The organism is Nitrospirillum amazonense (assembly GCF_007828045.1).
GTDB classification, from domain to species: domain Bacteria; phylum Pseudomonadota; class Alphaproteobacteria; order Azospirillales; family Azospirillaceae; genus Nitrospirillum; species Nitrospirillum amazonense_C.
The window spans coordinates 134,994-158,707 of record NZ_VITN01000003.1; the positions used below are offsets into that span (position 1 = coordinate 134,994).

Annotated in this window: 25 protein-coding genes and 1 tRNA gene; 11 read left to right on the plus strand and 15 right to left on the minus strand. The window is 68.7% G+C overall.

Annotated elements, in window-relative coordinates; translation table 11 throughout:
* Positions 1-62: 62 nt before the first annotated feature.
* The 4 genes from lptE to FBZ89_RS05920 all read right to left on the minus strand — a co-directional run bounded on the left by lptE (position 63) and on the right by FBZ89_RS05920 (position 5,148).
* Entirely contained in the window at positions 63-635 is a 573-nt protein-coding gene (lptE, locus tag FBZ89_RS05905) for an LPS assembly lipoprotein LptE (RefSeq protein ID WP_145749102.1), read from the minus strand.
* Positions 622-3,225, minus strand: a complete 2,604-nt coding sequence (gene leuS, locus FBZ89_RS05910; RefSeq protein ID WP_145749103.1) for a leucine--tRNA ligase — start codon at positions 3,223-3,225, stop codon at positions 622-624. Before leuS ends, lptE begins: the two co-directional genes overlap by 14 nt.
* A 125-nt stretch (positions 3,226-3,350) precedes the next feature.
* Positions 3,351-3,893 carry a DUF3576 domain-containing protein gene (locus FBZ89_RS05915; RefSeq protein WP_246172058.1) on the minus strand — a complete coding sequence of 181 codons (543 nt, stop codon included), beginning with the start codon at positions 3,891-3,893 and terminating at the stop codon, positions 3,351-3,353.
* A gap of 109 nt (positions 3,894-4,002) precedes the next feature.
* Positions 4,003-5,148, minus strand: coding sequence for a porin (locus tag FBZ89_RS05920; RefSeq protein WP_145749104.1), 1,146 nt, complete (start codon positions 5,146-5,148; stop codon positions 4,003-4,005).
* Positions 5,149-5,345: 197 nt separating this feature from the next.
* Here FBZ89_RS05920 and FBZ89_RS05925 point away from each other — a divergent pair, with 197 nt between their 5' ends.
* Both FBZ89_RS05925 and FBZ89_RS05930 read left to right on the plus strand, forming a co-directional pair.
* A complete protein-coding gene (locus FBZ89_RS05925; protein ID WP_145749105.1) occupies positions 5,346-6,092 on the plus strand; it encodes a YggS family pyridoxal phosphate-dependent enzyme in 747 nt (248 codons plus the stop codon).
* Positions 6,093-6,185: 93 nt separating this feature from the next.
* Positions 6,186-6,277: transfer RNA gene (locus FBZ89_RS05930), tRNA-Ser, on the plus strand.
* 85 nt (positions 6,278-6,362) lie between these two features.
* On the opposite strand, the gene FBZ89_RS05935 is transcribed toward FBZ89_RS05930, so the two are convergent.
* The 3 genes from FBZ89_RS05935 to FBZ89_RS05945 all read right to left on the minus strand — a co-directional run bounded on the left by FBZ89_RS05935 (position 6,363) and on the right by FBZ89_RS05945 (position 8,234).
* The gene (locus FBZ89_RS05935) at positions 6,363-6,719 is read right to left on the minus strand and encodes a type II toxin-antitoxin system PemK/MazF family toxin (RefSeq protein WP_145749106.1); all 357 of its coding nucleotides are present in this window, start codon (positions 6,717-6,719) and stop codon (positions 6,363-6,365) included.
* On the minus strand, positions 6,716-6,940 hold the full coding sequence (locus tag FBZ89_RS05940) for an antitoxin MazE family protein (protein WP_145749107.1): 225 nt from the start codon (positions 6,938-6,940) through the stop codon (positions 6,716-6,718). The genes FBZ89_RS05935 and FBZ89_RS05940 overlap by 4 nt, the downstream gene beginning before the upstream one ends.
* A 391-nt stretch (positions 6,941-7,331) precedes the next feature.
* Positions 7,332-8,234, minus strand: coding sequence for a LysR family transcriptional regulator (locus FBZ89_RS05945; RefSeq protein ID WP_145749108.1), 903 nt, complete (start codon positions 8,232-8,234; stop codon positions 7,332-7,334).
* A gap of 102 nt (positions 8,235-8,336) precedes the next feature.
* Between FBZ89_RS05945 and FBZ89_RS05950 the strand changes: the two genes are divergently transcribed.
* Positions 8,337-9,191, plus strand: coding sequence for an aldo/keto reductase family oxidoreductase (locus tag FBZ89_RS05950; protein WP_145749109.1), 855 nt, complete (start codon positions 8,337-8,339; stop codon positions 9,189-9,191).
* A gap of 4 nt (positions 9,192-9,195) precedes the next feature.
* Here the strand turns inward: FBZ89_RS05950 and FBZ89_RS05955 are convergent, their stop codons facing one another.
* Together FBZ89_RS05955 and FBZ89_RS05960 are read right to left on the minus strand one after the other, a co-directional pair.
* Positions 9,196-9,978, minus strand: a complete 783-nt coding sequence (locus FBZ89_RS05955; RefSeq protein ID WP_145749110.1) for an SDR family oxidoreductase — start codon at positions 9,976-9,978, stop codon at positions 9,196-9,198.
* Positions 9,975-10,304 carry a nuclear transport factor 2 family protein gene (locus FBZ89_RS05960; RefSeq protein ID WP_246172059.1) on the minus strand — a complete coding sequence of 110 codons (330 nt, stop codon included), beginning with the start codon at positions 10,302-10,304 and terminating at the stop codon, positions 9,975-9,977. Before FBZ89_RS05960 ends, FBZ89_RS05955 begins: the two co-directional genes overlap by 4 nt.
* Before the next feature lie 105 nt (positions 10,305-10,409).
* Between FBZ89_RS05960 and FBZ89_RS31870 the strand changes: the two genes are divergently transcribed.
* The gene (locus tag FBZ89_RS31870) at positions 10,410-10,763 is read left to right on the plus strand and encodes a winged helix-turn-helix transcriptional regulator (RefSeq protein ID WP_281292005.1); all 354 of its coding nucleotides are present in this window, start codon (positions 10,410-10,412) and stop codon (positions 10,761-10,763) included.
* Between the two features lie 49 nt (positions 10,764-10,812).
* Positions 10,813-12,078: a PQQ-dependent sugar dehydrogenase gene (locus FBZ89_RS05970; RefSeq protein ID WP_145749111.1), complete on the plus strand. Its 1,266-nt coding sequence runs from the start codon at positions 10,813-10,815 to the stop codon at positions 12,076-12,078.
* Between the two features lie 105 nt (positions 12,079-12,183).
* Here FBZ89_RS05970 and FBZ89_RS05975 read toward each other — a convergent pair whose 3' ends face one another.
* A complete protein-coding gene (locus FBZ89_RS05975; protein WP_145749112.1) occupies positions 12,184-12,576 on the minus strand; it encodes a type II toxin-antitoxin system VapC family toxin in 393 nt (130 codons plus the stop codon).
* A 3-nt stretch (positions 12,577-12,579) separates the two neighbouring features.
* Positions 12,580-12,810: an antitoxin gene (locus FBZ89_RS05980; RefSeq protein WP_145749113.1), complete on the minus strand. Its 231-nt coding sequence runs from the start codon at positions 12,808-12,810 to the stop codon at positions 12,580-12,582.
* A 112-nt stretch (positions 12,811-12,922) separates the two neighbouring features.
* Here FBZ89_RS05980 and FBZ89_RS05985 point away from each other — a divergent pair, with 112 nt between their 5' ends.
* From FBZ89_RS05985 to FBZ89_RS06000, 4 genes are read left to right on the plus strand one after another with little or no spacing between them, the layout of a single operon-like run.
* On the plus strand, positions 12,923-13,426 hold the full coding sequence (locus tag FBZ89_RS05985; protein ID WP_211115123.1) for a thiol-disulfide oxidoreductase DCC family protein: 504 nt from the start codon (positions 12,923-12,925) through the stop codon (positions 13,424-13,426).
* Positions 13,427-13,456: 30 nt separating this feature from the next.
* The gene (locus FBZ89_RS05990) at positions 13,457-14,764 is read left to right on the plus strand and encodes an SDR family oxidoreductase (RefSeq protein WP_145749114.1); all 1,308 of its coding nucleotides are present in this window, start codon (positions 13,457-13,459) and stop codon (positions 14,762-14,764) included.
* Complete coding sequence (locus FBZ89_RS05995) at positions 14,764-15,234, plus strand: DUF2269 family protein (RefSeq protein WP_145749115.1); 471 nt, start codon at positions 14,764-14,766, stop codon at positions 15,232-15,234. Before FBZ89_RS05990 ends, FBZ89_RS05995 begins: the two co-directional genes overlap by 1 nt.
* A 23-nt stretch (positions 15,235-15,257) precedes the next feature.
* Entirely contained in the window at positions 15,258-15,554 is a 297-nt protein-coding gene (locus FBZ89_RS06000; RefSeq protein ID WP_145749116.1) for a putative quinol monooxygenase, read from the plus strand.
* Positions 15,555-15,558: 4 nt separating this feature from the next.
* Here the strand turns inward: FBZ89_RS06000 and FBZ89_RS06005 are convergent, their stop codons facing one another.
* The 4 genes from FBZ89_RS06005 to FBZ89_RS06020 all read right to left on the minus strand — a co-directional run bounded on the left by FBZ89_RS06005 (position 15,559) and on the right by FBZ89_RS06020 (position 21,485).
* A complete protein-coding gene (locus FBZ89_RS06005) occupies positions 15,559-16,254 on the minus strand; it encodes an RluA family pseudouridine synthase (protein ID WP_145749117.1) in 696 nt (231 codons plus the stop codon).
* Between the two features lie 72 nt (positions 16,255-16,326).
* Complete coding sequence (locus tag FBZ89_RS06010; RefSeq protein ID WP_145749118.1) at positions 16,327-17,445, minus strand: hypothetical protein; 1,119 nt, start codon at positions 17,443-17,445, stop codon at positions 16,327-16,329.
* A gap of 207 nt (positions 17,446-17,652) precedes the next feature.
* Positions 17,653-20,097, minus strand: coding sequence for a penicillin acylase family protein (locus FBZ89_RS06015; protein WP_186457218.1), 2,445 nt, complete (start codon positions 20,095-20,097; stop codon positions 17,653-17,655).
* A 122-nt stretch (positions 20,098-20,219) separates the two neighbouring features.
* Positions 20,220-21,485 carry a UbiH/UbiF/VisC/COQ6 family ubiquinone biosynthesis hydroxylase gene (locus FBZ89_RS06020; protein ID WP_145749120.1) on the minus strand — a complete coding sequence of 422 codons (1,266 nt, stop codon included), beginning with the start codon at positions 21,483-21,485 and terminating at the stop codon, positions 20,220-20,222.
* Positions 21,486-21,869: 384 nt separating this feature from the next.
* Here FBZ89_RS06020 and FBZ89_RS06025 point away from each other — a divergent pair, with 384 nt between their 5' ends.
* The gene (locus FBZ89_RS06025) at positions 21,870-22,208 is read left to right on the plus strand and encodes a P-II family nitrogen regulator (RefSeq protein ID WP_004272636.1); all 339 of its coding nucleotides are present in this window, start codon (positions 21,870-21,872) and stop codon (positions 22,206-22,208) included.
* 184 nt (positions 22,209-22,392) lie between these two features.
* A complete protein-coding gene (locus tag FBZ89_RS06030) occupies positions 22,393-23,676 on the plus strand; it encodes an aminotransferase class I/II-fold pyridoxal phosphate-dependent enzyme (RefSeq protein ID WP_145749121.1) in 1,284 nt (427 codons plus the stop codon).
* The last annotated feature ends 38 nt before the right edge of the window (positions 23,677-23,714 follow it).

The window sequence follows — 23,714 nt, forward strand, 5'->3', positions numbered from 1 at the left end:
GGGAGTGAAAAGGGCCGCCCCGGTCGGTGGCGGCCCATCAACACGAAACAATGCCGAGAACCTTACTGGTCCTTGGCCGATTGGACCACCGATCCGCGGTCGAAGTACAGCGCCAGGCGGGTGGTGATCTCCTCCGCCACCTCGGTCAGGGCGCGGTCATAGGCATCCTGCTCGGTGACCATGGTGGAGTATTGCGCCTCGGAGATGTCATAGCTGACGATGGACCGGCTGGAGGTGCGGTACAGCGTCTTGCCCGTCTTGCTGTCAATCAGCTGGTAATCGGCCAGGACGTGCAGGCGGGCGCGGGTGGCGGTGGCGTCACGCTGGATGCCCAGATCTTCCTTGTAGGAGTTCAGACGCACGTTCAGGCGGTAGTCGGGCTTCGCCGGCCGCCCGCTGTCCTGGTAGAACCGGTCGATCAGGTTGTTGCGGAGGGTCTGGCCGATGCGGTCGGGGATGATGTCGATCGACACCGACTCCATCTGCGCACGCGTCGAGGGCTTGCCCGACAGGCTGTGGTCGCCATAGACGGTGTGGAAGCCGCAGGCGGACAGGGCCAGGGGCCCCGCCACCAGGATCGCACCCAGCACCGCCTTGCGGACGGCGGTCTTGAGGATGCCGTCAGACGACAACATTGATCACCCGGTTGGGTACGATGATGACCTTGCGCACGGGCTTTCCCTCCAGGGCGCGCTGCACATTGGGTTCCGCCAGGGCCAGCGCCTCGGCCTCATCCTTGGCGATGTCCTTGGGCAGGTGCAGGGTGGCGCGCAGCTTGCCGTTGACCTGCACCGCCACGGTGGCGGTGTCCTCGGTGGCCAGGGCCTCATCCGCCACCGGCCAGACCGAATCGACCAGCAGGGTGTCATGACCCAGCACGGACCACAACTCCTCAGCCAGGTGCGGCATCATCGGGCCGATCAGGCGCACCAGCACCTCCAGCCCCTCGCGCAGCACGGCGGCGTCACCCGTGTCGGCTCCCGCCTTGGCGTCCAGCTTCTCCAGCGCGTTGGACAGCTCGCGGATGCGGGCCACGGCCTTGTTGAAGCGGAAGCGTTCCAGATCCTCGCCGATGGCGGCCACGGTCTTGTGCACCATGCGGCGCGCATCGGTGGCCAGCGGCGACAGCTCGGCCGGGATGGGCGTGCTGGCGGCCGGCAAGGCCACGGACGGCTCCGTCACCAGGCGCCACAGGCGGTTGATGAAGCGCCAGGCGCCGTCGATGCCGGCCTCGGTCCATTCCAGGTCGCGGTCCGGCGGGCTGTCGGACAGCATGAACAGGCGGGCGGCGTCGGCACCGTAGGTGCCGATGATGTGCGCTGGGTCCACCACGTTCTTCTTGGACTTGGACATCTTGATGATGGGGCCGACGGTCACCGGGCCGCCGCCTTCGCGCTGCACCGATTTGCCGTCGACCACGTCCACATCGGATGGCAGCAGCCACTTGCCCTCGGCGTCCTGATAGGTGGCGTGGGTCACCATGCCCTGGGTGAAGAGGCCCTCGAACGGTTCCTTCAGGTCGGTGTAGCCGACGTGGGACAGGGCACGCGTCCAGAAGCGGGCGTACAGCAGGTGAAGCACCGCGTGCTCGATGCCGCCGATGTACTGGTCGACCGGCAGCCAGTAGGCGGCCTCCTCCCGGTTGAAGGCCTGGTCCGCCGCCCGCGGGCTGGCGAAGCGCAGGAAATACCAGCTCGACTCGATGAAGGTGTCGAAGGTGTCGGTCTCGCGCACCGCCGCCGTGCCGCAGGTGGGGCAGGCCACATGCTTCCACGTCGGGTGGCGGTCCAGCGGGTTGCCCGGCTGGTCGAAGGTCACGTCGTCCGGCAGGGTGACGGGCAACTGGTCCTCCGGCACGTGCACCAGGCCGCAGCTGGGGCAATGGATGACCGGGATGGGGCAACCCCAGTAGCGCTGGCGCGACACGCCCCAGTCGCGCAGGCGGAAGATGGTGGTGCGCTGGCCGCGGCCCATGGCCTCCATGCGCTCGCCGGCCGCCTGCTTGGCGGCCTCCACGTCCATGCCATCCAGGAACTGTGAATTACGCAGCAGGCCGGAACCGGTGTAGGCCTCGGCACCCACGTCGAAGGTCGCCGGGTCCTCACCCTCGGGCACTACCACGGGGGTGACCTTCAGGCCGTACTTGCGGGCGAAGTCCAGGTCGCGCTGGTCGTGCGCCGGGCAGCCGAAGATGGCGCCGGTGCCGTATTCCATCAGCACGAAGTTGGCGATGTAGACCGGTAGGTTCCAGCCGGGCACGAAGGGGTGCTCGGCGGTGATGCCGGTGTCATAGCCCTTCTTCTCCGCCGTCTCGATGGCCTCTTCCGAGGTGCCGACGCGGTTGCAGTCGGCGATGAACTCGGCCACGGCCGGGTTCTTCTCCGCCAGCGCCAAGGCGATGGGATGGTTGGGGGAGATGCCGACGAAGCTGGCGCCGAACAGCGTGTCGGGCCGGGTGGTGAACACCTCGACCTCAGGTTCGCCCGGAAACACGTTGGGGGCGACGCCTTCCGGGGCGGTCAGCTGGAAGCGGAAACGCAGGCCGGTGGACTTGCCGATCCAATTCTCCTGCATGATCCGCACTTTTTCCGGCCAGCGGTCCAGCGTGGCCAGGGCCGACAGCAGATCGTCGGCGAAGTGGGTGATCTTCAGAAACCATTGCGACAGCTTGCGCTTTTCCACCAGCGCGCCGGTGCGCCAGCCGCGGCCGTCCACCACCTGCTCATTGGCCAGCACGGTGTTGTCGACGGGATCCCAGTTGACCCAGCTTTCCTTGCGGTAGGCCAGGCCGGCTTTCAGGAAGTCCAGGAACATCTTCTGCTCGTGCCGGTAATATTCCGGACGGCAGGTGGCGATCTCGCGGTTCCAGTCGATGGCCAGGCCCATGGACTGCAACTGGCCGCGCATGGTGGCGATGTTCTCGTACGTCCACTTGCCGGGGTGGACGTTGCGCTCCAGCGCGGCATTCTCCGCCGGCAGGCCGAAGGCGTCCCAGCCCATGGGATGCAGGACGTTGAAGCCCTTGGCCCGCTTGTAGCGGGCGATCACGTCGCCGATGGTGTAGTTGCGGACGTGGCCCATGTGGATGCGCCCCGAGGGATAGGGGAACATCTCCAGGACGAAATACTTCGGCCGGGCAGGGTCCGCGGAAACGGCGAAGCTGTTCCGGTCGGCCCAGGCCGACTGCCACTTCGCCTCGTTTTCCCTGACATTGTACCGGGACATGGAAAAACCGCCTTCTCTCGGGTGTCGCGCCGGCCATCAGCCCGAAGGGGCCGGGGCGTCACCCCCTCCCGGCGGGCGCCGGGGCGTTGCGAGAGGAGACAGTCGCCCGCCGGCGATGGATCAGCTTACTTCGGGGGAGACTGCTGGATGCGCAGCTGACGCGCCCGGGTGAGGACGGTGTCCTCAAGCTGGCTGTTGGTTTCGGCGGCCACGGTGGCGTCGCGCCACTGGCCGTTCTGGTCGACCTGACGGAACACGGTCACGCGCACGCCGTCCGCGCGCAGGGTGCTGTCCAGGACGTACAGGTTGATCTTGAACCGCTCGCCCGGGGTGCTGGGCGGGCTGTACCAGTCGGTGATGATCACGCCGGTGTAGGGGTCGGCCGAAATCAGCGGCAGGAAACCGATGGTGTCGAGCGACGCGCGCCACAGGAAGGCGTTGACCGTCGGGCCCACCGCCTGCACGGCGGTGTTGGACGTGCCGACCGGGCCAGAGGTGTTCTGGCGCATCAGGATCGAGACGGGCTTGGGCGCGGCCTTCGCGTCGTCGTCATCGCCCCAGCCCAGCCAGGAGCAAGCGGACGTGGAAAGCAGAAGTCCGGCAACCAGGAGGGAGCGGCCAATGAGAAAAGCGGAGCGCGACAGCATGTGATTGTCACCCAGGGTCACGAGAACGGTTCCTTAGATCAAAAAAGCCGCTGGGACGCAAGGCCGGCCAAACGGGGCCGGCCAAGTGTAACATCAGCGCGCGGCAGGACTGGCGGCGGTGGACGAAAACCTAGAAACGGAATTCTACCACGGCGGTGGCCACGTTACCTGTCGGGCGGGGGCTGGACTGATCGGCCATTGCCGCCGGGTTGCCGCTTTCCAGGTCCGCCGTCCAATGGATGAGGTCCAGGCCCAGGGTGGTGTCGCCGCGCACCTTCCACGACAGGCCCAGGCCATAGGCGCGATAGGTGGTCCAGTTCTCGGTCTCGCTGCCGTGCCAGAACAGGGTCAGGCCATAGGGGCCGTTCTCATAGGTGCCCTGCAGGGTGGCGCCTCGGGTCTCACCCGGCGTGTTGGCCGGGCGGTCATGCGGCAGGCCGCTGTCGCCGTCGTCGAACAGCACGGCGCCGACGGTGAAGCCGCCGTAGGTCAGGCCGCCGGCCAGGGTGACGGTCGATGTGTCCTCCAGCCAGCCGTGGGCGGCATTGGCGTGGTTGTAGGCCACGCCCACCTCATACTGGGTGGGCCCCCAATCGCCACGGTAGTTGACCGCCCCTTCCCAGAAGTTCGTCTCCGCCGGGATGGCGTAGGGCGCCACGATGTCCTGGCCGAAGGCCCGGCGTTCGGGCGCGAAGGAGACCCCGGCCTTCAGCCCGAACAGGCGCGGCGTCTCATAATCGACCTTGGCGGCATCGTCGCTGTCGCGCCCGGCATAGGCGCGGCCCAGGGCCATGCCCGGCGGCCGCACCCGGGCGCTCTGCGTCCAGAAGCCATCCATCTCCCCGCCCACCAGCAGGGGCAACAGGTCGGTCGCCCGTTCCGACGCGCCCCAGCTTTGGCCCAGGCGCACCTTGCCCCAGCCGCCGGAGGCATAGACATAGGCCTGGTCGATGCCGATCCCCTGGCGGTCGGCATTGCCCGGCCGATCCGTGCTGCGCCCGGTGTTGCCGGAGCCGACGCGCAGCAGGGCGCCATAGGTGACGCCGCTGTCGGTCACTGTCTCCACGCTGCCGGTGACGGCATAGGCCCCGGCGGCGTCCCAATGGCCGTCGCCCGCCGCCGGCCGGTCGGTGCCCACCACCCCGCCCTGGGCCACGCCCGACAAGTGGTAGTCGACCTCGGCCCGGGCCGCGTGCACGGGCGCCAGCAGGGCGACGGCGGCGCAGAGGGGGATGCCGAGGGGGATGCCGAGGGCGACGGGGATGCGGCGGATCATCGATGGCTTCCGTGTCCTGGTTGCGGCGGGACAAATGATATAGACGGCGGTTGCCGATACGGGAGCCTTGCCTTGGCCGGCGCGGCGCAGGAAAGTCGCGCGTGCCCGCGACCGACCGGCCCCCGGATCATGCAGGGGCACGCTTTACCGTTGATCCCGTCCGCGCACAACCGCCCATACACAACCGTGGCCCCATCATGACCCGCGCCAGCAAGCCCCCCGCCCCGCCCGCCCCGCCAGTGGATGCCGACGTCGCAACCCGCCTCGCCACCGTGCGCGGCGTCATCGACGGTGCCGCCCGCGACGTGGGCCGCGATCCGGCCACCGTCAGCCTCGTGGCCGTGTCCAAGGTGCAGCCGGTGGAGAAGATCCGGGCGGCCCTGGCGGCCGGCCAGCGGGTGTTCGGCGAGAACCGGGTGCAGGAGGCCAAGGCCAAGTGGACGGACCTCAAGGCCGAGTACCCCGACGTGGAACTGCACCTGATCGGCCCGCTGCAGACCAACAAGGTGAAGGACGCCGTGGCCCTGTTCGACGTCATCCAGACCGTGGACCGCGAGCGTCTGGCCGAGGCCCTGGCCGCCGAGGGCAAGCGCCAGGGTCGACTGCCCCGCCTGCTGGTGGAGGTGAACACGGGCGAGGAGCCGCAGAAGGCCGGCATCGCCCCGGCCGACGTGCCCGCCTTCCTAGCCGCCTGCCGCGATGCCCACGGGCTGGAGATCGCCGGCCTGATGGCCATCCCGCCGGCGGAGGAAGAACCGGCCATGCACTTCGCACTCCTGGCCGACCTGGTGCGCAAGGCGGGCCTGTCCGAGATTTCCATGGGCATGAGCGGCGATTACGATTTGGCGGTGCGCATGGGGGCCACCCAGGTGCGCGTCGGAACGGCCCTGTTCGGGGAGCGGGTGAAGCCGGTGCAGGAGGGCGTCCAAGAGGGCGAGGGCTGAGCCATCCTGGAAAAATCAGCCTTGCGCGGGACACCATGAAAAGGCACTTGCCGAGGGGCGCGTGTCTCTATATGGTCCCGCCCCATTCCGGACGGAGGGGTGGCCGAGTGGTTGAAGGCGCTCGCCTGGAAAGCGGGTATACGGCCAAAACCGTATCGTGGGTTCGAATCCCATCCCCTCCGCCATTTCAGTCCCTGAGTGGGCACTGAGTTTACGCCGCTTGACGTCGGTTTCATTGCGCCACGATACGCCTTGGTCGTGGGCCGCTCGTCATTCCTCTTTCCGGCCCGTTCTCGGCGACACCGCCAAGCCGAGGAACACCATTACAGCCTGGTTGAGCCGAACCACATCGTCGTCGTCCAGCCGGCCGATTTGTTCGCCGATTTTGGATTTAGGGACGGTGGTGATCTTGTCCACCATCAGCCGGGAGGAGGAACGCAGGCCATTGCGCTCGTTCGGCTCCACCGGCAGCCGGAACAGGGGCGCGTCGGTCGGGTCGGTGGTGAAGGCGCAGATGGTGATGGAGTCCGTCGCGTCGAAGGCGTCGTCTTGTACGATGACGACCGGGCGCGGCTTGCCCGCATAGTCCTTGCCGCCAGAGACGGTCCAAACCTCGCCCCGCCTCATTCACCATCCCAGTCGGATACCGCGTCGATGAACGCCTGATCCTCGGCCGCATGGGCGCTCGACGCCACGGCCAGAGATTGCCGGTGCGCCTCGGTCCGGAAGGACGACGCGCGCACGTCCGGCACCCAAATTTGGATCGGCCGTAAGCCCTGGGCGCGCAGCCGGTCGCGGTGCTCCTGCACCTTAATCTTGGTGGGCTTCGCGCTCCTCGCCTGCACCATGACTCTGTTCTCCAGACCGGTTACATGTAACCTACTATGTGGCGTTCGGCATTAAAAGCGGATTCGGTGCGGCAGCTCGGCTAACGCCGACGGCGAATGTGCAGAAAGTCGTTGTTGGGCAATAGGTTGATGGCACAGCGCACATTGCGCCTCAGGGCCGCACATTGCCGGATCAGCGAAAAATCGAAGTAATACCGAGTCCAAGGAAACCGATGTGGCAGCGCGATGCGAGAAGATACTCCAACAATCTCTCGCCAGCATCCCTGAGTCCGTAGTTCATAGCGTCACAGCGTAAACGTAGTGATCATCGCTATCGGTCGTGGCCCGCCACTTTCCCCGTAAAAATCGACCACGACCATGCGGGCCAACCTCCGGCCGGCTGCACTGGCCCTCACCCCGTCGGCGCCTTGATGAAGTCGATGAAGGCGCGCAAGGGGGCCGGCACCAGACGGCGGCCGGGGTAATACAGGAAAGGCCCGGGGAAGCTCAGCCACCAGGGCTCCAGCACCGGTTCCAGGGCGCCGCTGTCCAGATGCGGGCGCAACCAGTCCTCGAACAGCAGGATGATGCCCATCCCGGCGATGGCCGCTTCCACCGCCAGGTCGGTGGCGGTGCCGATGCTGACCTGCAAGGGGCCCTTGGGATCGACCTGCACTGTCTCCCCATTCCGTTCGAACTCCCAGAGCGGTGCCGGCCTGTTGGAGAAGCGCCCGTGCAGGCAGGCGTGGCGCAGCAGATCGCGCGGGTGCTGGGGCCGGCCGTGGCGGTCGAGATAGGCGGGGGACGCGGCGGTGGCGAAACGCTGCACGCGTGGACCGATGGGCACGGCGATCATGTCCTGCTCCAGCCGCTCGCCATAGCGGATGCCGGCGTCGCAGCCCGCCGCCAGCAGATCGACGAAATTGTCCTCCGCGATCACCTCCATCTCGATGTCGGGATAGGCGGCCAGGAAGCGCGGCACGATGGTGGGCAGCACCAGGCGCGCGGCGCTGATGGGCACGTTCAGGCGCAGGGTGCCCACCGGCCGGTCGCGGAAGTTGTTTACCACGTCCAGCGCCGTCTCCACCTCGGTCAAGGCCGGCCCCAACCGTTCCAGCAGGCGCTGTCCCACCTCGGTAGGGACCACGCTGCGCGTCGTACGGTTCAGCAGGCGGACGCCCAGCTGCGCCTCCAGCCGGCTCACGGCCTCGCTGAGGCCGGAGGCGCTGGCGCCGCTGGCCCGGGCGCCGTCACGAAAGCCGCGGGCGCGCGCCACCGTGACAAAGGCGTTCAGGTCCCCGAGATCGATTTTCATTGTTCGCTTTCCCGAACAGCCCGTTCTAACTGCGCTAGATTATCGTACAGGCGGCGGGCGCTTATCTCTACGGCATCTTCACACCCCAACAGGGATGCCCTCATGAGCACCAGCACCTACACCCTTGGCGACCGCAGCGTGAACCGCATGGGCTATGGCGCCATGCAACTGGCCGGGCCCGGGGTGTTCGGCCCGCCCAAGGACCGCGACGCGGCGTTGGCCGTGCTGCGTGCCGCCATCGACTCCGGCGTCAACCATATCGACACCAGCGACATTTACGGCCCCCATGTCACCAACCAGCTGATCCGCGAAGCGCTGCACCCCTATGCCGGCCATCTGGTGATCGCCACCAAGGTCGGTGCCGAGCGCGGGGCCGACGCCTCGTGGAATCCGGCGTTCTCCCGCGAGCAGCTGATCCAGTCCGTGCACGACAACCTGCGCAACCTGGGCCTGGACGTGCTGGAGGTGGTGAATTTCCGGGCCATGTTCGACATCGGAAGTCCCGCCGAGGGTTCCATCGAGGCGCCCCTGACGGTGTTGGCCGAGCTGCAGGCCCAGGGCTTGATCCGCCACATCGGGCTCAGCAACGTGACGGCGGCGCAGGTCGCGGAAGGCCGGCGCATCTGTCGCATCGCCTGCGTACAGAACCTTTACAACCTGGTCCACCGCGCCGACGACGCGCTGATCGACGATCTGGCCCGCGACGGCACCGCCTACGTGCCCTTCTTCCCCCTGGGCGGCTTCACCCCGCTGCAGTCCTCCGCCTTGTCCGACGTGGCGGCCCGTCTGGGCGCCACGCCGATGCAGGTGGCCCTGGCCTGGCTGCTGCGCCGCTCGCCCAACATCCTGCTGATCCCCGGCACCTCTTCCGTCGCCCACCTGCGGCAGAACCTGGCCGCGACCGAACTGCGGCTGTCGGATGAGGTGATGACCGAGCTGGATGCCATTGCGTCCTGACGGCTCAGGCGGTCGGCACCGTGCCGCCGTCGATGACGTGTTCCGTGCCGCTGATGGCGGCGGCACGGGATGAGGCCAGGAAGGCGATCAGGTCCGCCACTTCCCGCGGCTTGCTGGGACGGCCCAGCGGGATGCCGCCCAGGGCCTTCATGATGATGGCCTTGCCGCCCTCGTAATCCGTGCCCGCATCCCGGGCCAGGCGGTCGGCCAGGGCAACGGCGGCCTCCGTCTCCACCCAGCCGGGGGAGACGCGGACCACGCGCACGCCCTTGGGCGTCACCTCCTTCGACAGGCTCTTGCTGTAGGTCGACAGGGCGGCCTTGGCGGCGGCGTAGGCCGTGGTTGATTCCGGTAGGGGCAAGGCGCGTTGGATGGAGGTGACGTGGATGATGACGCCATCGCCTCGCGCGACCATGCCGGGCAGCAGCGCCCGGTCCAGGCGGACGGCGGCCATGAGGTTCAGGTTCAGTTCCCGCTGCCAGGTGTCGTCGTCCAGGGCGGCGAAGCCGCCGCCCGGCGCCGTGGACCCGCCCACCACATTGATCAGGATGTCCACGCCGCCCAGCCGGTCGAGCGCCGCCTGGGCCACGGCGGCGCAGCCCTGGGCCGTGGCGACGTCGGCGGCCTCGTACAACACGCCCGGCTCGGGCGTCTCGGGCAGGGACCGCGCCGTGGTCATCACCCGGGCGCCGTTTTCCCGCAGGGTGGCGACGACGGCGGCGCCCACGCCCTTGGTGCCGCCGGTGACCAGCGCCCGCCGGCCGGCCAATCCCAGGTCGAAGCTCATGGCGTGATCTCCAGGCTGGCGATCCTGCCGCCCTCAACCACGAAGGCGTAGCGCAAGGCTATCGGACTGCCGGGGAAATCGCCGGCGACGTGGCTGGTGACGACCACCCGGCCCTCCGCCTCCTCCATCGCGATGGGCGTGCTGGTGTAGTTGTATTTGGCTGACGCGGCCGTCTTCCACGCGGCGATGGCGGCGGGGCCGTGATGGGTATGGCCCTCGTCCTTCACCACCGCCTGGGCGGTGAAGCAGGCCGCCACGGCGTCGGCGCCGGCCTTGTCCGCCGCGAAATAAGCGGCGATGGGGGATGGCAGGGTCAGGGACATCATGTTCCTTCCTTCGGCTTGGTTGCGCTGGCTTGGTTGCGCTGGAAGGAACGTGTCCATAGACTGAGAAAAGAACAAGAACCCACTAAAAAGTAAGGTACCAACCTTTTGGTAAGTGATCGCCTCAGCAAGGCCGACCATACCCCCGTCACCGCGGCCGAGGGGGTGGAGCAGGCTTTCCGCATGTTGGAGGGACGGTGGAAGCTGCTGATCCTGTTCCATCTGTTCGGCGGCCAATTGCGGCGCTTCTCGGACCTGGAGCGCGCGCTTCCGGGCATCTCGCAGAAAATGCTGATCCAGCAGCTGCGCCAGATGGAGGGGGACGGCATCGTGCGCCGCATCGTCCACCACCAGGTGCCGCCCAAGGTGGAATACGGCCTGACGGACTGGGGACAGGCCCTGTGCCCGGCGCTGGACGCCCTGCTGGCCTGGGCGGAGCAGCGTCCGCCGCTGGCCGATTGATCCCGCCCGACTATAGTCTCTACCCACGGACCACAAAGGGGAGGGCGTGATGCCCGTCAGGCGTATTCGCAAGCTTGCTCGACTGTTGGGCCTGACCCTGCTGGCGGCATCGCTGCCGGCCTCGGCCCGGGTGCGCATCGGCTACACCACCCAGGGCGAATGCGATGGTTTCCCGGCGGTGAACCTGAAGACGGCGCCGGGCCTGTGCGTGGGCCTGGTGGCCAGCCAGCTGGGCTTCCCCCGCGGCGTGGCGGTGCTGGGCACCGATGTCTATGTCGTCGACCTGGGCGGCGGCTGGCGCCACAACCATGGCCGCCTGCTGCGCCTGAAGGATGGTGGCCGGGCAGCGCCCGAGGTGTTGCTGAGCGGGCTGGATGAGCCCCACGCGCTGGTGCCGGCCCCGGGCGGGCGCCTGTACATGAGTGTGCTGGGCCGCATCGTCAGCCTGGACCCCAACGCCGCCGACGTGGCGGCCAGCCTGCGCGACGTGGTCACGGGTCTGCCCAAGGAAGGCTTGCATCCCCTGGCGGCGCTGGCGGTGGCGCCGGACGGGTCGCTGTTCGTCAACGTGGGCTCCGGCACCGACCATTGCGAAACCCCGGGCGGCAAGAAGGGCGATGGCATGCCGCCCCGGGCCGACGTGCCCTGCCCCGAAACCGTGGGCGCCACGCCCCGGGGCGTCATCCTGCATGTGACGCCCGGTGCGACACCCGTGAGTGTCGCCGGCGTGCAACCCTATGCCCGGGGCCTGCGCAACGCCGTGGCGCTGACGGTGCTGACGGGCAACCAGGTGGTGACCGCCACCAACGCCCGCGACAACATCTCCGACGCCGACCCGGCCCTGGCGGACGAGGATGCGCCGCACGACCTTTACCTGACCCTGAAGCAAGGCGCCGATTACGGTTGGCCCTATTGCTATGACCAGGGTGTGCCCAGCCCGGAATATCGCAGCCATTACCAGGATGCGGACTGCAAGGCCAAGCAGGCGCCCACCCTGCTGCTGCCACCCCATGCCGCCCCCTTGAGCCTGCTGCCCTATGCCGACGGTCCGCTGCCCGGCCTGGCCGGCACGCTGCTGATCACCCTGCACGGCTATCGCGACACCGGCCATCGCGTGGTGGCCCTGCCCGTCGATGCCCAGGGCCGTCCCACCGGCGCGCCCCAGGACGTGATCTCGGGGTGGGACGCCGTCACCGGCGACCATCCCCAGGGCGCGCCCGTATCCCTGGCCCGCCTGCCCGACGGCAGCGTGCTGGTGACGGAGGATCACAACGGCACCCTCCTGCGCCTGGCGAAAGGAAGCAAGACGCCGTGATGACCTACACCCGCGACGGCGCCGAACGGCACCTTGCCGTCGCCAGGTGTTGCAGGTCGACTACGCGGTCGGCGACCTGCCGGGCGGGCTCCGCCGGCTTGGGATTTAGACGGTCCAGTCTTCCAGCCGAAGTCCTGGAATATCCGAGAAGTCCGCCCGGTTGTTGGTCACCAGGATGGAGCCCGTGCTGATGGCATGGGCGGCGATCATGCGGTCGAAGTCTCGGCCTCTGACCCATCCGCAGACGGCGATGATCTGGCCGTACGCTTCCGCCGCCGCCGCATCGAAGGGCAGTACGGGGATATTAGGCAGAAGGATGTTCAGCCGGGCCTGCCGTAGGCCGGTATAGGCGGCCTCCTTGTAAAGTCCACGCTGAAGTTCGGCGAGGCTCAACGCCGACAGCAGGACGGCGCCGTTATGCGCAGCCAGTTTGTTCAGCACTGCCTCCGTCCCGTCCCGGGCGTGGATGGCGATATTGGTATCGATCCGGAAGGCCACCGCCTATTCCCGGTTCGGCATGTCGGGCGCTTCCCGCGTCTCGACAGCCGGTGGCTTGGGCATGGCCCGTAGCGCCGCGACGGCATCCGCCAGGTTCCGGTGCGCCGGAAAGATGGTGATGACGTCGCCCACCCGGGTGATGTGCAAATCGATGCCCAGGTCCGGATAAGCCAATTCCGCTGGAATGCGAACGGCTTGGCTGTTGCCGGATTTGAAGATGCGGGTGGTGGCCATGGGGGCGTTCCTCCAGGCTGAACGGCAGAACCGGGAAACCAAATCTGATCCTCCACCCCACACCTGTCAATCTGCGTATATACATCGCTATGCCGACCAGGAAGCCTGGTTCATGCGCCGACGCATCGTATACGGTGCTCCGGACCAAGTTTTGCCAGGACATGATCCCATGGCCGCGTACAGCTATCGCGATGATCCCTCGGTGCCAGCGTTCCCAGACGACAGGCCCATCATCATTTTCGACGGCCATTGCGTCCTCTGCTCCGGCTTCGCTCAATTCGTGATGCGGCACGACCGTGCCGGGCGCTTTCGCCTGATGGCGGCGCAGACCCCACTGGGCGCGGCGCTGTACCGACATTACGGTCTGGATCCGGTGGATTATCAGACCAACCTGGTGCTGGAGGATGGCCTGGTGCGGGTGAAGTCCGACAGTTCCATCCGCGTGTTCGAACTCCTGGGATTTCCCTGGTCATTGATGGCGGCCGGCCGGGTGCTGCCCCGGCCCCTGCGGGATGCGCTGTATGCGATCATCGCCCGTAACCGCTTGCGCTGGTTCGGCAAACGCGAGGTCTGTTACCTTCCCGCCCCGGAACAGCGGGATCGGTTCATCCTCTGACGGGGGACGGGACCGTAAGGGGGATGGGGCATGCGCGTCCTGGTCATTGGGGCCTATGGTCTGATCGGCGGTTACGTCGTGGCGCGGTTGCTGGCCGAGGGGCACGCCGTCACCGGTGTCGGCCGTGATGTCGCGGCGGCGGCGCGATCGCTGCCTCAGGTGCGCTGGGCGCGTGTCGATTTGGCAAAGGTGACGGTGGAGGACTGGCGTCCCCTGCTGGCGGATGTCCAGGCGGTGGTGAATTGCGCCGGCGCGCTGCAGGACGGCCCGCGCGACGATCTGGCGGCGGTGCACCGTGACGGGGTCGCCCGCCTGGCGGCGGCATGCGTACAGGCGGGCGTACGGCGCCTGGTCCACATTTCCGCTGCGGGGGTCGCCGCCGATCGTGGCCTGGGCGCCCAGGGCGACCGCTTCAACGACACCAAGCTGGCGACCGAGACGCTGCTGCGCGCCAGCGGCCTGGACTGGATCATCCTGCGACCCGGCCTCGTTCTGGCGCCGGCTGCCTATGGCGGCAGCGCCCTGCTGCGCGGCCTGGCCGCCTTCCCTGTCGTGCTGCCCGTGGTCCATGCCGACGCCCCCGTGCAGGTGGTGGCCGTGACCGATGTGGCCCGGGCGGTGGCCAAGGCCGTGCTGCCCGACACGCCGCCCCGGCGCGCCATCGATCTGGTGCATGAGGAGGCCGTGAGCCCGGCTGACCTGGTGCTCACCCTGCGGCGCTGGCTGGGCCTGCCGCCCGTGCCCTTGTGGCGCCTGCCCGCCGGCATCGCCCGGCTGGCGGCCAAGGGTGCCGACGCCCTGGCCTGGGCGGGGTGGCGCAGCCCCCTGCGCACCGCCACCCTGGACCAGTTGCGCGGTGGCATCGCCGGCGACGGTCAGGCCATGCAGCGGGAGCTGGGTATCAAACCCCTGCCGCTGGCGGACATGCTGTCGGCCTATCCGGCGGGCGTGCAGGAACGCTGGTTCGCCAAAAGCTATTTCTTGAAGCCGGCGCTGCTGGCAATGCTGTCGGTCTTTTGGAGTCTGTCCGGCCTTATCGGTTTCCTACGGGTGCCGCAGGCCACCGCCGTGCTGACGGCGGCGGGCATGGCGCCGGTGCTGGCCACCCTATTCGTGCTGCTGGGCTCGGTCATCGACCTGGCCTTGGGCGTGGGTGTTGTTTTCCGGCGGCGGGCCAAGGCGGCCTTGCAGGGCATGGTCCTCGTCTCGGGCGCGTACATGGCCGGCGGTACGCTGTGGCGGCCGGACCTGTGGCTGGACCCCATGGGCCCCTTCCTCAAGACCCTGCCGGCGGCGATGCTGGCGCTGGCCGCCCTGGCCCTGCTGGACGAACGCTGATGGATCTCTACACCCTGGTGAAGGTGGCCCACATCATCGGCGCCGCCGTGCTGTTCGGCACCGGCGCCGGCATCGCCTTCTTCATGCTGATGGCCCATCGCACCCGGGACGCGGCCCTGATTGCCCATACCGCCCAGATCGTGGTGGTGGCCGACACGATCTTCACGGCGTCCGCCGTGGTGGCGCAGCCGCTGACCGGCGGCACCTTGGCCCATCTGGCGGGCTTCCCCGTGTTCAGCGGCTGGATCGGCCTTAGCCTGATCCTGTACGGCGTCACCGGCGCCTTTTGGCTGCCGGTGGTGTGGATGCAGATCCGCCTGCGCGACCTGGCGCGGGTGGCTACGCGCGCGGGCCAGCCCCTGCCGTCCGCCTATTTCCGCCTGTTCTGCCTCTGGTTCGCCTTCGGCTTCCCCGCCTTTTTCGCCATGCTGGGCATCATCTGGCTGATGGTGACCAAGCCCGTCTTCTGACCCGCGCTCAAAGGACCCCACCCATGATCGCCCAACTGATCCGCCTGGAAGTGGCGCCCGAGCTGCGGGAGCAGGCGTTGGCCCTGCAGCGGGTCAACGTCGAGCAGACGCGGCTGGAGCCGGGCTGCCGCCGCTTCGACTTCGCGGCGGCCAAGGACGAACCCGGCGTCTACTATTTGTGGGAAGTGTTCGAGGACCAGGCGGCCCTGGACGCCCACTACGCCGGTGCCTACTTTCAGGCCTGGCGCACCTGGATGCTGGCCCAGCCCGAAGGCAAGGTCGTCCGCACCCGCTTTCCCATCGATCCACTGTGGCTGTAAGGCGTCACTCCCCCGTCCAGCCGCAGCGCTTCAGCGCCGCGCGCAAGTGGGCGGGCACGGGGGCCTCGGCGCCCACCGGGTCGCGGCTGGGGTAGAGCGGCAGTGTGATGCCGCGGGAATGCAAATGCAGGGGCCCTGCGGGCCCGCCATAGGCCGGGTCACCCAGCAGGGGGCAGCCCACATGCGCCATATGCACCCGGATCTGGTGGGTGCGGCCGGTGCGGGGATACAGCTCCACCCAGGTGATGGGGCCGTCCGGCGTCTCCGCCCGGCCGCGCACCCGATAATCGGTGACGCTGGCCTGGCTGTCCGGCGTGCCGTCGGGCACCACCTCCATCTTCCAGCCGTTCTTGTTGGTGCGCTTGAACAGGCTGGCCTCGATATGGCCCTCCTCCGCCGGCGGTGATCCCGCCACCACCGCCCAATAGGTCTTGGACACGCGGCCTTCCTGGAACAGCTTGCCCAGTTTGCGCAAGGCCTTGGGATGCCGGCCCAGGATCAGGCAGCCGCTGGTGTCGCGGTCCAGGCGATGGGCCAGGGTGGGGGCGCGCGGCAGGCCGAAGCGCAGGGCGTCGAAATGACGTTCCAGGTTGTCGCCGCCCCCGGGGCCGGCGTGCACGGGCAGGCCGGCCGGTTTGTCGATGATCAGCATCAGCGCGTCGCGGTACAGCACGCGGGCCTGGATGTCTTCTGGCTTCATGGCGATGGGGTCCTTCTGGGCGCGCGCCGCGCTCGCCCCAGGCCTTACCCCGTCAGGACCCGCCAATCAAGGTCAGGGGTCGCGCGCCGGGCCCGCCGCCACCTGCTGCGCCATGGCGCGGCCGGCGCCAAGCGGGACCGGCGAAGCGACCGTGGCGCCCAGCATGCCGCCCAGGATCGGAGCGGCCACCGGCTGGCGGTTCAGGCCGTGGTGCAGGGCGATGTCCAGCACCCAGCTGAGATAGGTGTCGATCATGCCGCCGACATGGAAGGCCGGGCAGCCGGTGAACAGCCGGTCATGGCCGGTGCTCATGGGGGTGATGCCGTCCAGCCGCAGGTCCAGGCGCCGGTCCGCCCCTTCCCCCACCAGGCGGAAGGGCGAGCCCTCGTGCGTGGTGGGGTTCACGGCGGAGTCGCCATGGGGATGCAGGTGGGCCGCCTCCAGGAAGGTGACGATCATGCCCAGGCTGCCCGAGGCCAGCGTGGCGATTTCCTTGCGTGAGCGCCACAGCATGGCGCGCCATTCCGCTGGCGGCAGGTCCACGCCCAGATAGTAGGCGGCCTCCACCAGGCTCCAGCACACGTGCAGGGCGGTGTTGCTGCCGGTCTTGGCGATGCTCAGCACCGAATGGTCGGCGCGGCGGTATAGGGCGGACCCGGCGAAGAAGCGACGCGCGGCGCGGGCCATGCGGCCGAAGGGGCAGGCGATGGGCGCCTCGGGCGCGCCACGCGCCTCCAGATCGGCGATCCAGTCGTCCAGTTCCTTGTTCAGGCCCAGGCAGCCGGCGGTGCGCAGCAGGCCGAAACGATGATGCGCGCTCATCCACGTGGGCAGTGCCGCGAAGGGGCCGGCACCGGTGTCCTTCATCCGCTCCATGGCGCGGGCCAGGGGGCGGCGGAAGTCACGGAACAGGAAGACCAGGTGCATGTTGCCCTTCAGCCGGTCGATGTTGTCGCTGCTGAGGGGCAGGTCGGCATGGGCGCGGGCCAGATAGGCGTCCAGCGCGTCCGGGTCGCCTGCCATGTCCATCATCTCCAGCACCGGCGTCACCGCCAGGCGTTGGATGCCGGCGGCGGCGTGCGCCTCCTGATAGGCCCGGGCGAAGGAGCCGGTGTGCGCCTCCGTCTCCAGCCCAAGGCTGCTGGACACGGGGTCGGTCGAGTTCAGGCCGGAAACAACGCCACCATCCATGATCCAGGCACCCCGCAAATGAAGTCGGGGTTTCCCAAGCACGGGGCGGGCCACGCGTTGATCACAATGGAATCAATGCACTACTGCATCAGCGGCAAATTTGATGATGTCCGGCCCTGATGAATTTTGCCGGCATCCTTGCTAAAAGCAGGCAGAAATTGCCGAATGCATGATGGCATTGATGGCGATGCCATCATGCATTCCGCATCAGGGCGTCGGCACCCCCTTGGCGGGCTCCAGCGTCATGCGCCAGCGGGCCGCCCCCGGCAGCAGCGGCGTCGGGCGGCCCTGCACCCAGTCCTCATGCCCCTTGTTGTAATAGGGGGACAGGGGGTGGCCGCTCTGGCCCGTGGGCATGTGGAACAGGCCCGTGTCCTCATGCCCCGGCGAGACCACCAGGCGTTCGGAGGCGCCGAAGCTGGGGGCGGTCACGCGCGGCTGGTACAGGTCGCCGGCCACCGGCTCCCCCGGCGGGTCGAGATAGGGGCTGAGCAGCGGCTGGATGTTCGAGATGGGATGGCGGATGGCGAGGCGGTTGCGGTCGCCCCAGGTGAAATGGGCGATGTCGCCGCCGTTCTGCGCGATGCGCTCGCGCACGTCCTTCAGCGCGGCGTCGATCAGGGCGTCCCAGCTCTTGTAACCCGGGGGCACCAGTCCGGCGGGCCGGGCGGTCAGCAGGCGGCGCGCCGGCCCTTCGGCCTGGTGGCTGACCAGGTCGTTGGCGTGATCGCCGGCCGGTCCCGCCAGCGGGGCGGTGTAGGCCTGGTACAGCCGATCGACCAGGGCGCTACGGAAGGTGCGCACCAGGCGATAGCCGACGGAGGGGATGGCGGCGCGGCCGCCCCAGCTTTCCACCGGCGCCACCAGGTTGGCCAGCGCCTGGTCGCTGGCCCGTTCGCCCAAGGCCTGCAGCATCAGGCGCTGCCAGAAATCCAGCATGGGCGCGCGGTCGTCCAGCTGGATGGCCAGCAGGTCCTTTTCAGTGAAGGTATCCTTGGCCAGCAGATCGTCGCGAATCTGGCCGGCGCGGCTGCCCAGGGCGTAGTCGCCGAAACCCAGCTTGGCCAGGGCGTCGCCGCCCACCACCCGGGTGTTGGCGGTCCACAGGCGGCCATACTGGGGATTGGCGATGACCGGCACCTCCGCCGGGGACAGATAACCGTTCCAGCCGGCCTTGCCGTCGGCCCAGCTGGTCGGCAGGGTGCCGTCGTGGCCGAAGCGGCGGGGCACCAGTCCCACCACGGTCCAGGCCAGGTTGCCCTTGGTATCGACCACCATCATATTCTCGTTGGGGATGGGCAGGCGATGGGCGATGGCCACCGCCTCCTCCACCGAGCCCGCCTGCTCCAGGGCGGCGCCCGCGGTCATCACCTCCGCCCCCACGTCGTGCGCCACCCAGCGATAGGCCAGCTTGCGCCCCTGCGCGTCGGTGCCGATCACTGGGCCCCAGTCGCTGTCCTCGATGGTGATACTGGGGCAGGTCGGCGCGGGGCACAGCACCTGCCGGTTCTTTTCCAGGGTCTTGGGGCCGTCCGGCGTCTTATAGCGGTCGGGATCGCCATCCACCGGTTCCAGGATGACCACGTCGCCGGTGTCGACATAGGCGTCGGTGTAACCCCAGGCCACATGCCTGTTGCTGCCCACCACCAGCAACGGATTGCCCGGCAGGGTGACGCCGACCAGGTCCAGGGTGGGCGTGTCCGACCCGGCGGGCTTCACCACCAGCCGCGCGCGGTACCAGGTGTTGGGCGTGCGCAGGCCCAGGTGCATGTCGTTGGCCACCATGGCGGCGCCGGTGCCGGTCAGGGCGCCGCTGACCGCCCAGTTGTTGCTGCCGCGGATCATCGACTCGCTGTCGGGGGCCTCATTGTCGGGGGCCCCGTCCTGCCGCGGCACCGCCTGGCCCATCTTGATGGCGGGGGTGTAGCTGGCCGGCATGGGCGGCTCGGGCAGGGTGCTGCCGTCCAGCGGCGCGTCCAGTTCCGTTCCCTTCGGGTACAGGAAGTTGGCCATCAGGGGACCCAGCTGGTCCATGGCCAGCTCCAGGCGGCGCTCATCCCATCCGTCGGAGGACTGCAGGTCGAAATACATGGCGTCCACCACCAGCAGCGTGTCCTCCAGGCTCCAAGGCTGGGGGTGCTGGCGCAGCAGCGCGTACTCGAAGGGCGCGACCTTAAGGCCGTCCAGCCCGGCGTTCACGCCGGCGGTGTAGGCCGCCAGCATGGCATGCTGCTCGGGGCTGGCGCGTTCCACGGCGGCATGGGCGCGGTCGCGGAACCGGTGCAGGCGGCGCGGCGTGTCGAACTTGGCGGCCAGCGGGCCGAACAGGCCCGACAATTCGCCGGCGGCGCCGCGGCGGGTCAGGTCCATCTGGAAATAGCGTTCCTGGGCGTGCAGGAAGCCCAGGCCGTACATCAGGCTGACGCGGTCGGGCCCCGTCAGGGTGGGCACGCCGTTCTCATCCCGCTCCACCGTCACCGGGCCGCTCAGGCCGGGGATGGCGGCGGTTCCCTCCAACTGGGGCAGGCTGGCGTTCAGGCTCCATGCCACCCAGCCGCCCAGCCCCGCGATCCCGACCACCACCACGCCGGCGATCCCGCCCAGCCATGCCAGAACCCGGCGCCCGGTGCGGCGGTCGGTCTTCGCTTCCATTCCTGTCCCCATGCCTCAGGCCCTGTTCTTGATGCAGGGCCGCTGGGGCCCGCCGCCCTGGCGGCGGGGCATTCTCGTCCAATGTGTCCGCCGATGGCAACAAATCCAACGGCGTCACGGGTTTACAGCGGCTCCCCCCGTACCAGGCGCGGCAGCTCGCCGACGATGCCCATGGCGTGGCGCATGAACAGCTTCTTCAGCGGCATCAGGGGGGCGGAGTTGACGGCCGCCAGGCCCAGGCCGCGGGCCACCTTCAACGGGGCGATGTCGTTGGAGAACAGGCGGGTCAGGCCATCGGTCACGCCCAGCAGGCTGACATTGTCGAAGCGGCGCCAGCGCTGGTAGCGCTCCAGCGTCGCCGCGCCGCCCACGTCCAGGCCCAGGCGCCAGGCGTCGACGATCACCTCCGCCAGGGCCGCCAGGTCGCGCAGGCCCATGTTCAGTCCCTGCCCAGCGATGGGATGCATGGCATGGATGGTCTCGCTGATCAGCGCCAGGCGGCGGTCGATATAGCGCTGGGCGTGCTGCCACGACAGGGGGAAGCTGTAACGCCCGCCGATGGGCCGCACCGCCCCCAGCCAGTCGCCGATGCGGGCCTGCAGCTCGGCGGTGAAGGCCGCCTCGTCCAGGCCCATGTAGTGGGGCACCGCGGCACTCTTGTCCGACCAGACGATGGAGGTGCGGTTGCCCGTCAGGGGCAGCATGGCGAACGGCCCGCTGGGCAGGAACATTTCCACCGCCACGCCGTGGTGGGGGAATTCATGCTCCACCGTCACGGCGATGGCCGTCTGGTCATAGCTGCCGCCGACCAGCTCAATGCCGGCGTCCTTGCGGCACAGGCTGCCCCGTCCGTCGGCACCCACCACCAGGCGGGCGCGCACGCGGCGGCCGTCGGCCAGGGTGATGGTGGCCATGGCGGCGCCCTCCTTGGCGTCACCACGATCCAGGGCTGTCACCTCCACCGGTGCCAGGTGGGTGACGGACGGCAGCTCCGCCAGGCGGGCGAACTGCGCCCGGCGCAGCACGATGTTCTCGACGATGTAGCCGAAGGGCTGGTCGCCCACTTCGCGGTGGTCGTAATGCAGAAAGGTCGGCCGGTTCTGGTCGGTGACGCGGATGTCCAGGATGGGTCCGGCGTCGCCGTTCAGGTGGGCCCACACCCCCGCCCCCTCCAGGATCTTCTTGCTGCCGTGGGAAATGGCGGTGGTGCGGCCATCGAAGGTGGCGCCCAGCTGGTGGGCCGGGCTGTCGCGGTCGATGCACAGGGTGCGCACCCCGGCCGTGCCCAACGCCGCCGCCAGCGACAGGCCGGCCAGGCCGCCGCCCACGATGGCGACGTCAGCGATCAGATCGGTATCGGCGGTGGGCGCGGGCGCTTCGGTGGACATCGGCGATGCCTCGGGACAGAGGGGTAGGGGCGGGAATGGAGGACCAGAGGCGCAGCATCGCGAGCCCACCGGCGCTTGTCCAGTGCCACGCTCATGCCCGTTAACCAGGCCTGTATTGCCTATAATTTATGCAATTGCCCCCACTTTGTGGGCGGTGAACCGTCTTTGGCATCATCCTTCGGCAGGCTGTGCGCCAAAAAGCGGCGATGGCCCGGCGGATTACCGCCCCGCCGCCGTCCGCCTGATCCCCCTTTCGGGTTAGGCGCGACAATCTTGTGAATACGGCACGCTTCTTGAAGAACCGGGCGCCCAACAGGGCCCGCCGACCGGCGCCGCCTATCCTTATACGGGGTTTTCCGGAGCCCCGACCTTCGAGGACTGCCGATGAAGCTCGTGGTGGCGGTGTTGAAACCGTTCAAGCTGGATGAAGTGCGTGAGGCCTTGGCGGATATGGGGCATCTGGGCGTGACGGTCAGCGAGGTGCGGGGCTGTGGCCGGCAGCAGGGCCGGACGGAGATTTACCGGGGTGCGGAATACGCCATGAACTTCCTGCCCAAGGTGAAGATCGAGGTGGCGGTGCCCGACGACCAAATGGAAAGCGTGGTGGAGGCGATACAGGCCACGGCCAACACGGGCCGCATTGGCGACGGCAAGATCTTCGTCATGACCATCGCCGACGCGGTGCGCATCCGCACCGGCGAGCGGGGCCAGCCCGCCTTATGAATATGCCGTGACGCCCTGGTCCGCTTTTCATCGAGTTTCTAAGCATTTAGCGGCAAATCCACGGATTCTAAGGCGCTTTCCGGACCGGGGCTGGGGGTGCCGAAACGCTGTGGGCCTTGTGGGGGCGGGGTCCGGCGGCTAATATCGGGCCATCTTCCCGATATGCCCGGACACGATTTTTCCCATGGAACTGGCGGCCGACCCCCGGCTTTCCGTCACGACGCACCCGGTTGTTGGGGGCCCGACCGTGGGGCCGTCCCTGAACGGTCGCCTGGGCGGGCTGTCGGACTATCCCTTCACCCGGCTGGCCGCGCTGCTGGCGGACGTGACGCCGCGCAGCAACACCACCCCGCTGATGCTGTCCATCGGCGAGCCGCAGCACGAACCGCCCGCCCTGCTGGCGCGGACGCTGGCCGCGGCCCCCCTGGCCGACTGGGGCAAATATCCGCCCACCGCCGGTACGGCCCCCTTCCGCGCCGCCGTGCACGGCTGGCTCTGCCGCCGTTATGGCCTACCCGCCGGCTTCGTGGACGTGGACAAGGGCATCCTGCCCGCCACCGGCACGCGTGAGGCGCTGTTCCAGGTGGCGCTGCTGGCCACGCCGCAGCGGAAAGACGGCCGCCAGCCGGCGGTGCTGATCCCCAACCCCTTCTACGCCGTGTACGAGGGGGCCGCCGCCCTGGCGGGGGCGGAGCCGGTGTTCATGCCGGCCACCCGTGAGACCGGCTTCCTGCCCGACCTGGATGCCTTGGCGCCCGACCTGCTGGCCCGCACGGCCCTGATGTACCTGTGCACGCCCAGCAACCCGCAAGGGGCGGTGGCGGACCTGGCCTACCTGAAGAAGGCCATCACCCTGGCCCGCGCCTACGGCTTCGTCCTGGCGCTGGACGAATGCTATGCCGAGATCTGGGACAAGGCCCCGCCCCCCGGCGGGTTCGAGGCGGCACTGGCCCTGGAAAACGACGGGGCCGGCCGGGGCACGGCCAACCTGCTGGTGTTCAATTCCCTGTCCAAACGGTCCAGCGCCGCCGGCCTGCGGTCCGGCTTCATCGCTGGCGACCCCGCGCTGATCCAGGCCTTCACCCGCCTGCGCAGCTATGCCCTGGCCGGCAACGCCCTGCCCGCGCTGGCCGCCGCCGTCGCGCTATGGGGCGATGACGCGCACGTGGAGGAGAACCGGCGCCTCTACCGTCAGAAGATCGACGCGGCCGAGGCGGCGCTGAAGGGCCGTTATGGCTTCTACCGCCCGGCCGGCGGCTTCTTTCTTTGGCTGGAGGTGGGCGACGGCGAGGCCGCCACCCGCCGGCTGTGGGGGGAGGCGGGTCTGCGCGTGCTGCCCGGCGCGTACTTCACGCGATCGGAACCGGACGGCAGCAACGCCGGCCACCCCTACATCCGTGTGGCCCTGGTGCACGACACCGAAACGGTGGCCCGCGCCTGTGAGACGATCGCCCGGGTGTTGGAATGACCGGTGTTGGGATGACCAGCACCGGGCACACCCGGTTT

What these genes read in the sequence shown, in the direction of transcription:
- FBZ89_RS05970 (WP_145749111.1), top strand. Translation starts at nt 10,813, where the DNA reads ATGCCCGTCAGGCGTATTCGCAAGCTTGCTCGACTGTTGGGCCTGACC.
- FBZ89_RS05945 (WP_145749108.1), bottom strand. Translation starts at nt 8,234, where the DNA reads ATGAAAATCGATCTCGGGGACCTGAACGCCTTTGTCACGGTGGCGCGC.
- FBZ89_RS05980 (WP_145749113.1), bottom strand. Translation starts at nt 12,810, where the DNA reads ATGGCCACCACCCGCATCTTCAAATCCGGCAACAGCCAAGCCGTTCGC.
- FBZ89_RS06015 (WP_186457218.1), bottom strand. Translation starts at nt 20,097, where the DNA reads ATGGAAGCGAAGACCGACCGCCGCACCGGGCGCCGGGTTCTGGCATGG.
- lptE (WP_145749102.1), bottom strand. Translation starts at nt 635, where the DNA reads ATGTTGTCGTCTGACGGCATCCTCAAGACCGCCGTCCGCAAGGCGGTG.
- FBZ89_RS06005 (WP_145749117.1), bottom strand. Translation starts at nt 16,254, where the DNA reads ATGAAGCCAGAAGACATCCAGGCCCGCGTGCTGTACCGCGACGCGCTG.
- FBZ89_RS05920 (WP_145749104.1), bottom strand. Translation starts at nt 5,148, where the DNA reads ATGATCCGCCGCATCCCCGTCGCCCTCGGCATCCCCCTCGGCATCCCC.
- FBZ89_RS05995 (WP_145749115.1), top strand. Translation starts at nt 14,764, where the DNA reads ATGGATCTCTACACCCTGGTGAAGGTGGCCCACATCATCGGCGCCGCC.
- FBZ89_RS06030 (WP_145749121.1), top strand. Translation starts at nt 22,393, where the DNA reads ATGGAACTGGCGGCCGACCCCCGGCTTTCCGTCACGACGCACCCGGTT.
- FBZ89_RS05990 (WP_145749114.1), top strand. Translation starts at nt 13,457, where the DNA reads ATGCGCGTCCTGGTCATTGGGGCCTATGGTCTGATCGGCGGTTACGTC.
- FBZ89_RS05960 (WP_246172059.1), bottom strand. Translation starts at nt 10,304, where the DNA reads ATGATGTCCCTGACCCTGCCATCCCCCATCGCCGCTTATTTCGCGGCG.
- FBZ89_RS06020 (WP_145749120.1), bottom strand. Translation starts at nt 21,485, where the DNA reads ATGTCCACCGAAGCGCCCGCGCCCACCGCCGATACCGATCTGATCGCT.
- FBZ89_RS05935 (WP_145749106.1), bottom strand. Translation starts at nt 6,719, where the DNA reads ATGAGGCGGGGCGAGGTTTGGACCGTCTCTGGCGGCAAGGACTATGCG.
- FBZ89_RS06000 (WP_145749116.1), top strand. Translation starts at nt 15,258, where the DNA reads ATGATCGCCCAACTGATCCGCCTGGAAGTGGCGCCCGAGCTGCGGGAG.
- leuS (WP_145749103.1), bottom strand. Translation starts at nt 3,225, where the DNA reads ATGTCCCGGTACAATGTCAGGGAAAACGAGGCGAAGTGGCAGTCGGCC.
- FBZ89_RS05940 (WP_145749107.1), bottom strand. Translation starts at nt 6,940, where the DNA reads ATGGTGCAGGCGAGGAGCGCGAAGCCCACCAAGATTAAGGTGCAGGAG.
- FBZ89_RS06010 (WP_145749118.1), bottom strand. Translation starts at nt 17,445, where the DNA reads ATGGATGGTGGCGTTGTTTCCGGCCTGAACTCGACCGACCCCGTGTCC.
- FBZ89_RS05925 (WP_145749105.1), top strand. Translation starts at nt 5,346, where the DNA reads ATGACCCGCGCCAGCAAGCCCCCCGCCCCGCCCGCCCCGCCAGTGGAT.
- FBZ89_RS05950 (WP_145749109.1), top strand. Translation starts at nt 8,337, where the DNA reads ATGAGCACCAGCACCTACACCCTTGGCGACCGCAGCGTGAACCGCATG.
- FBZ89_RS05955 (WP_145749110.1), bottom strand. Translation starts at nt 9,978, where the DNA reads ATGAGCTTCGACCTGGGATTGGCCGGCCGGCGGGCGCTGGTCACCGGC.
- FBZ89_RS05985 (WP_211115123.1), top strand. Translation starts at nt 12,923, where the DNA reads ATGCGCCGACGCATCGTATACGGTGCTCCGGACCAAGTTTTGCCAGGA.
- FBZ89_RS06025 (WP_004272636.1), top strand. Translation starts at nt 21,870, where the DNA reads ATGAAGCTCGTGGTGGCGGTGTTGAAACCGTTCAAGCTGGATGAAGTG.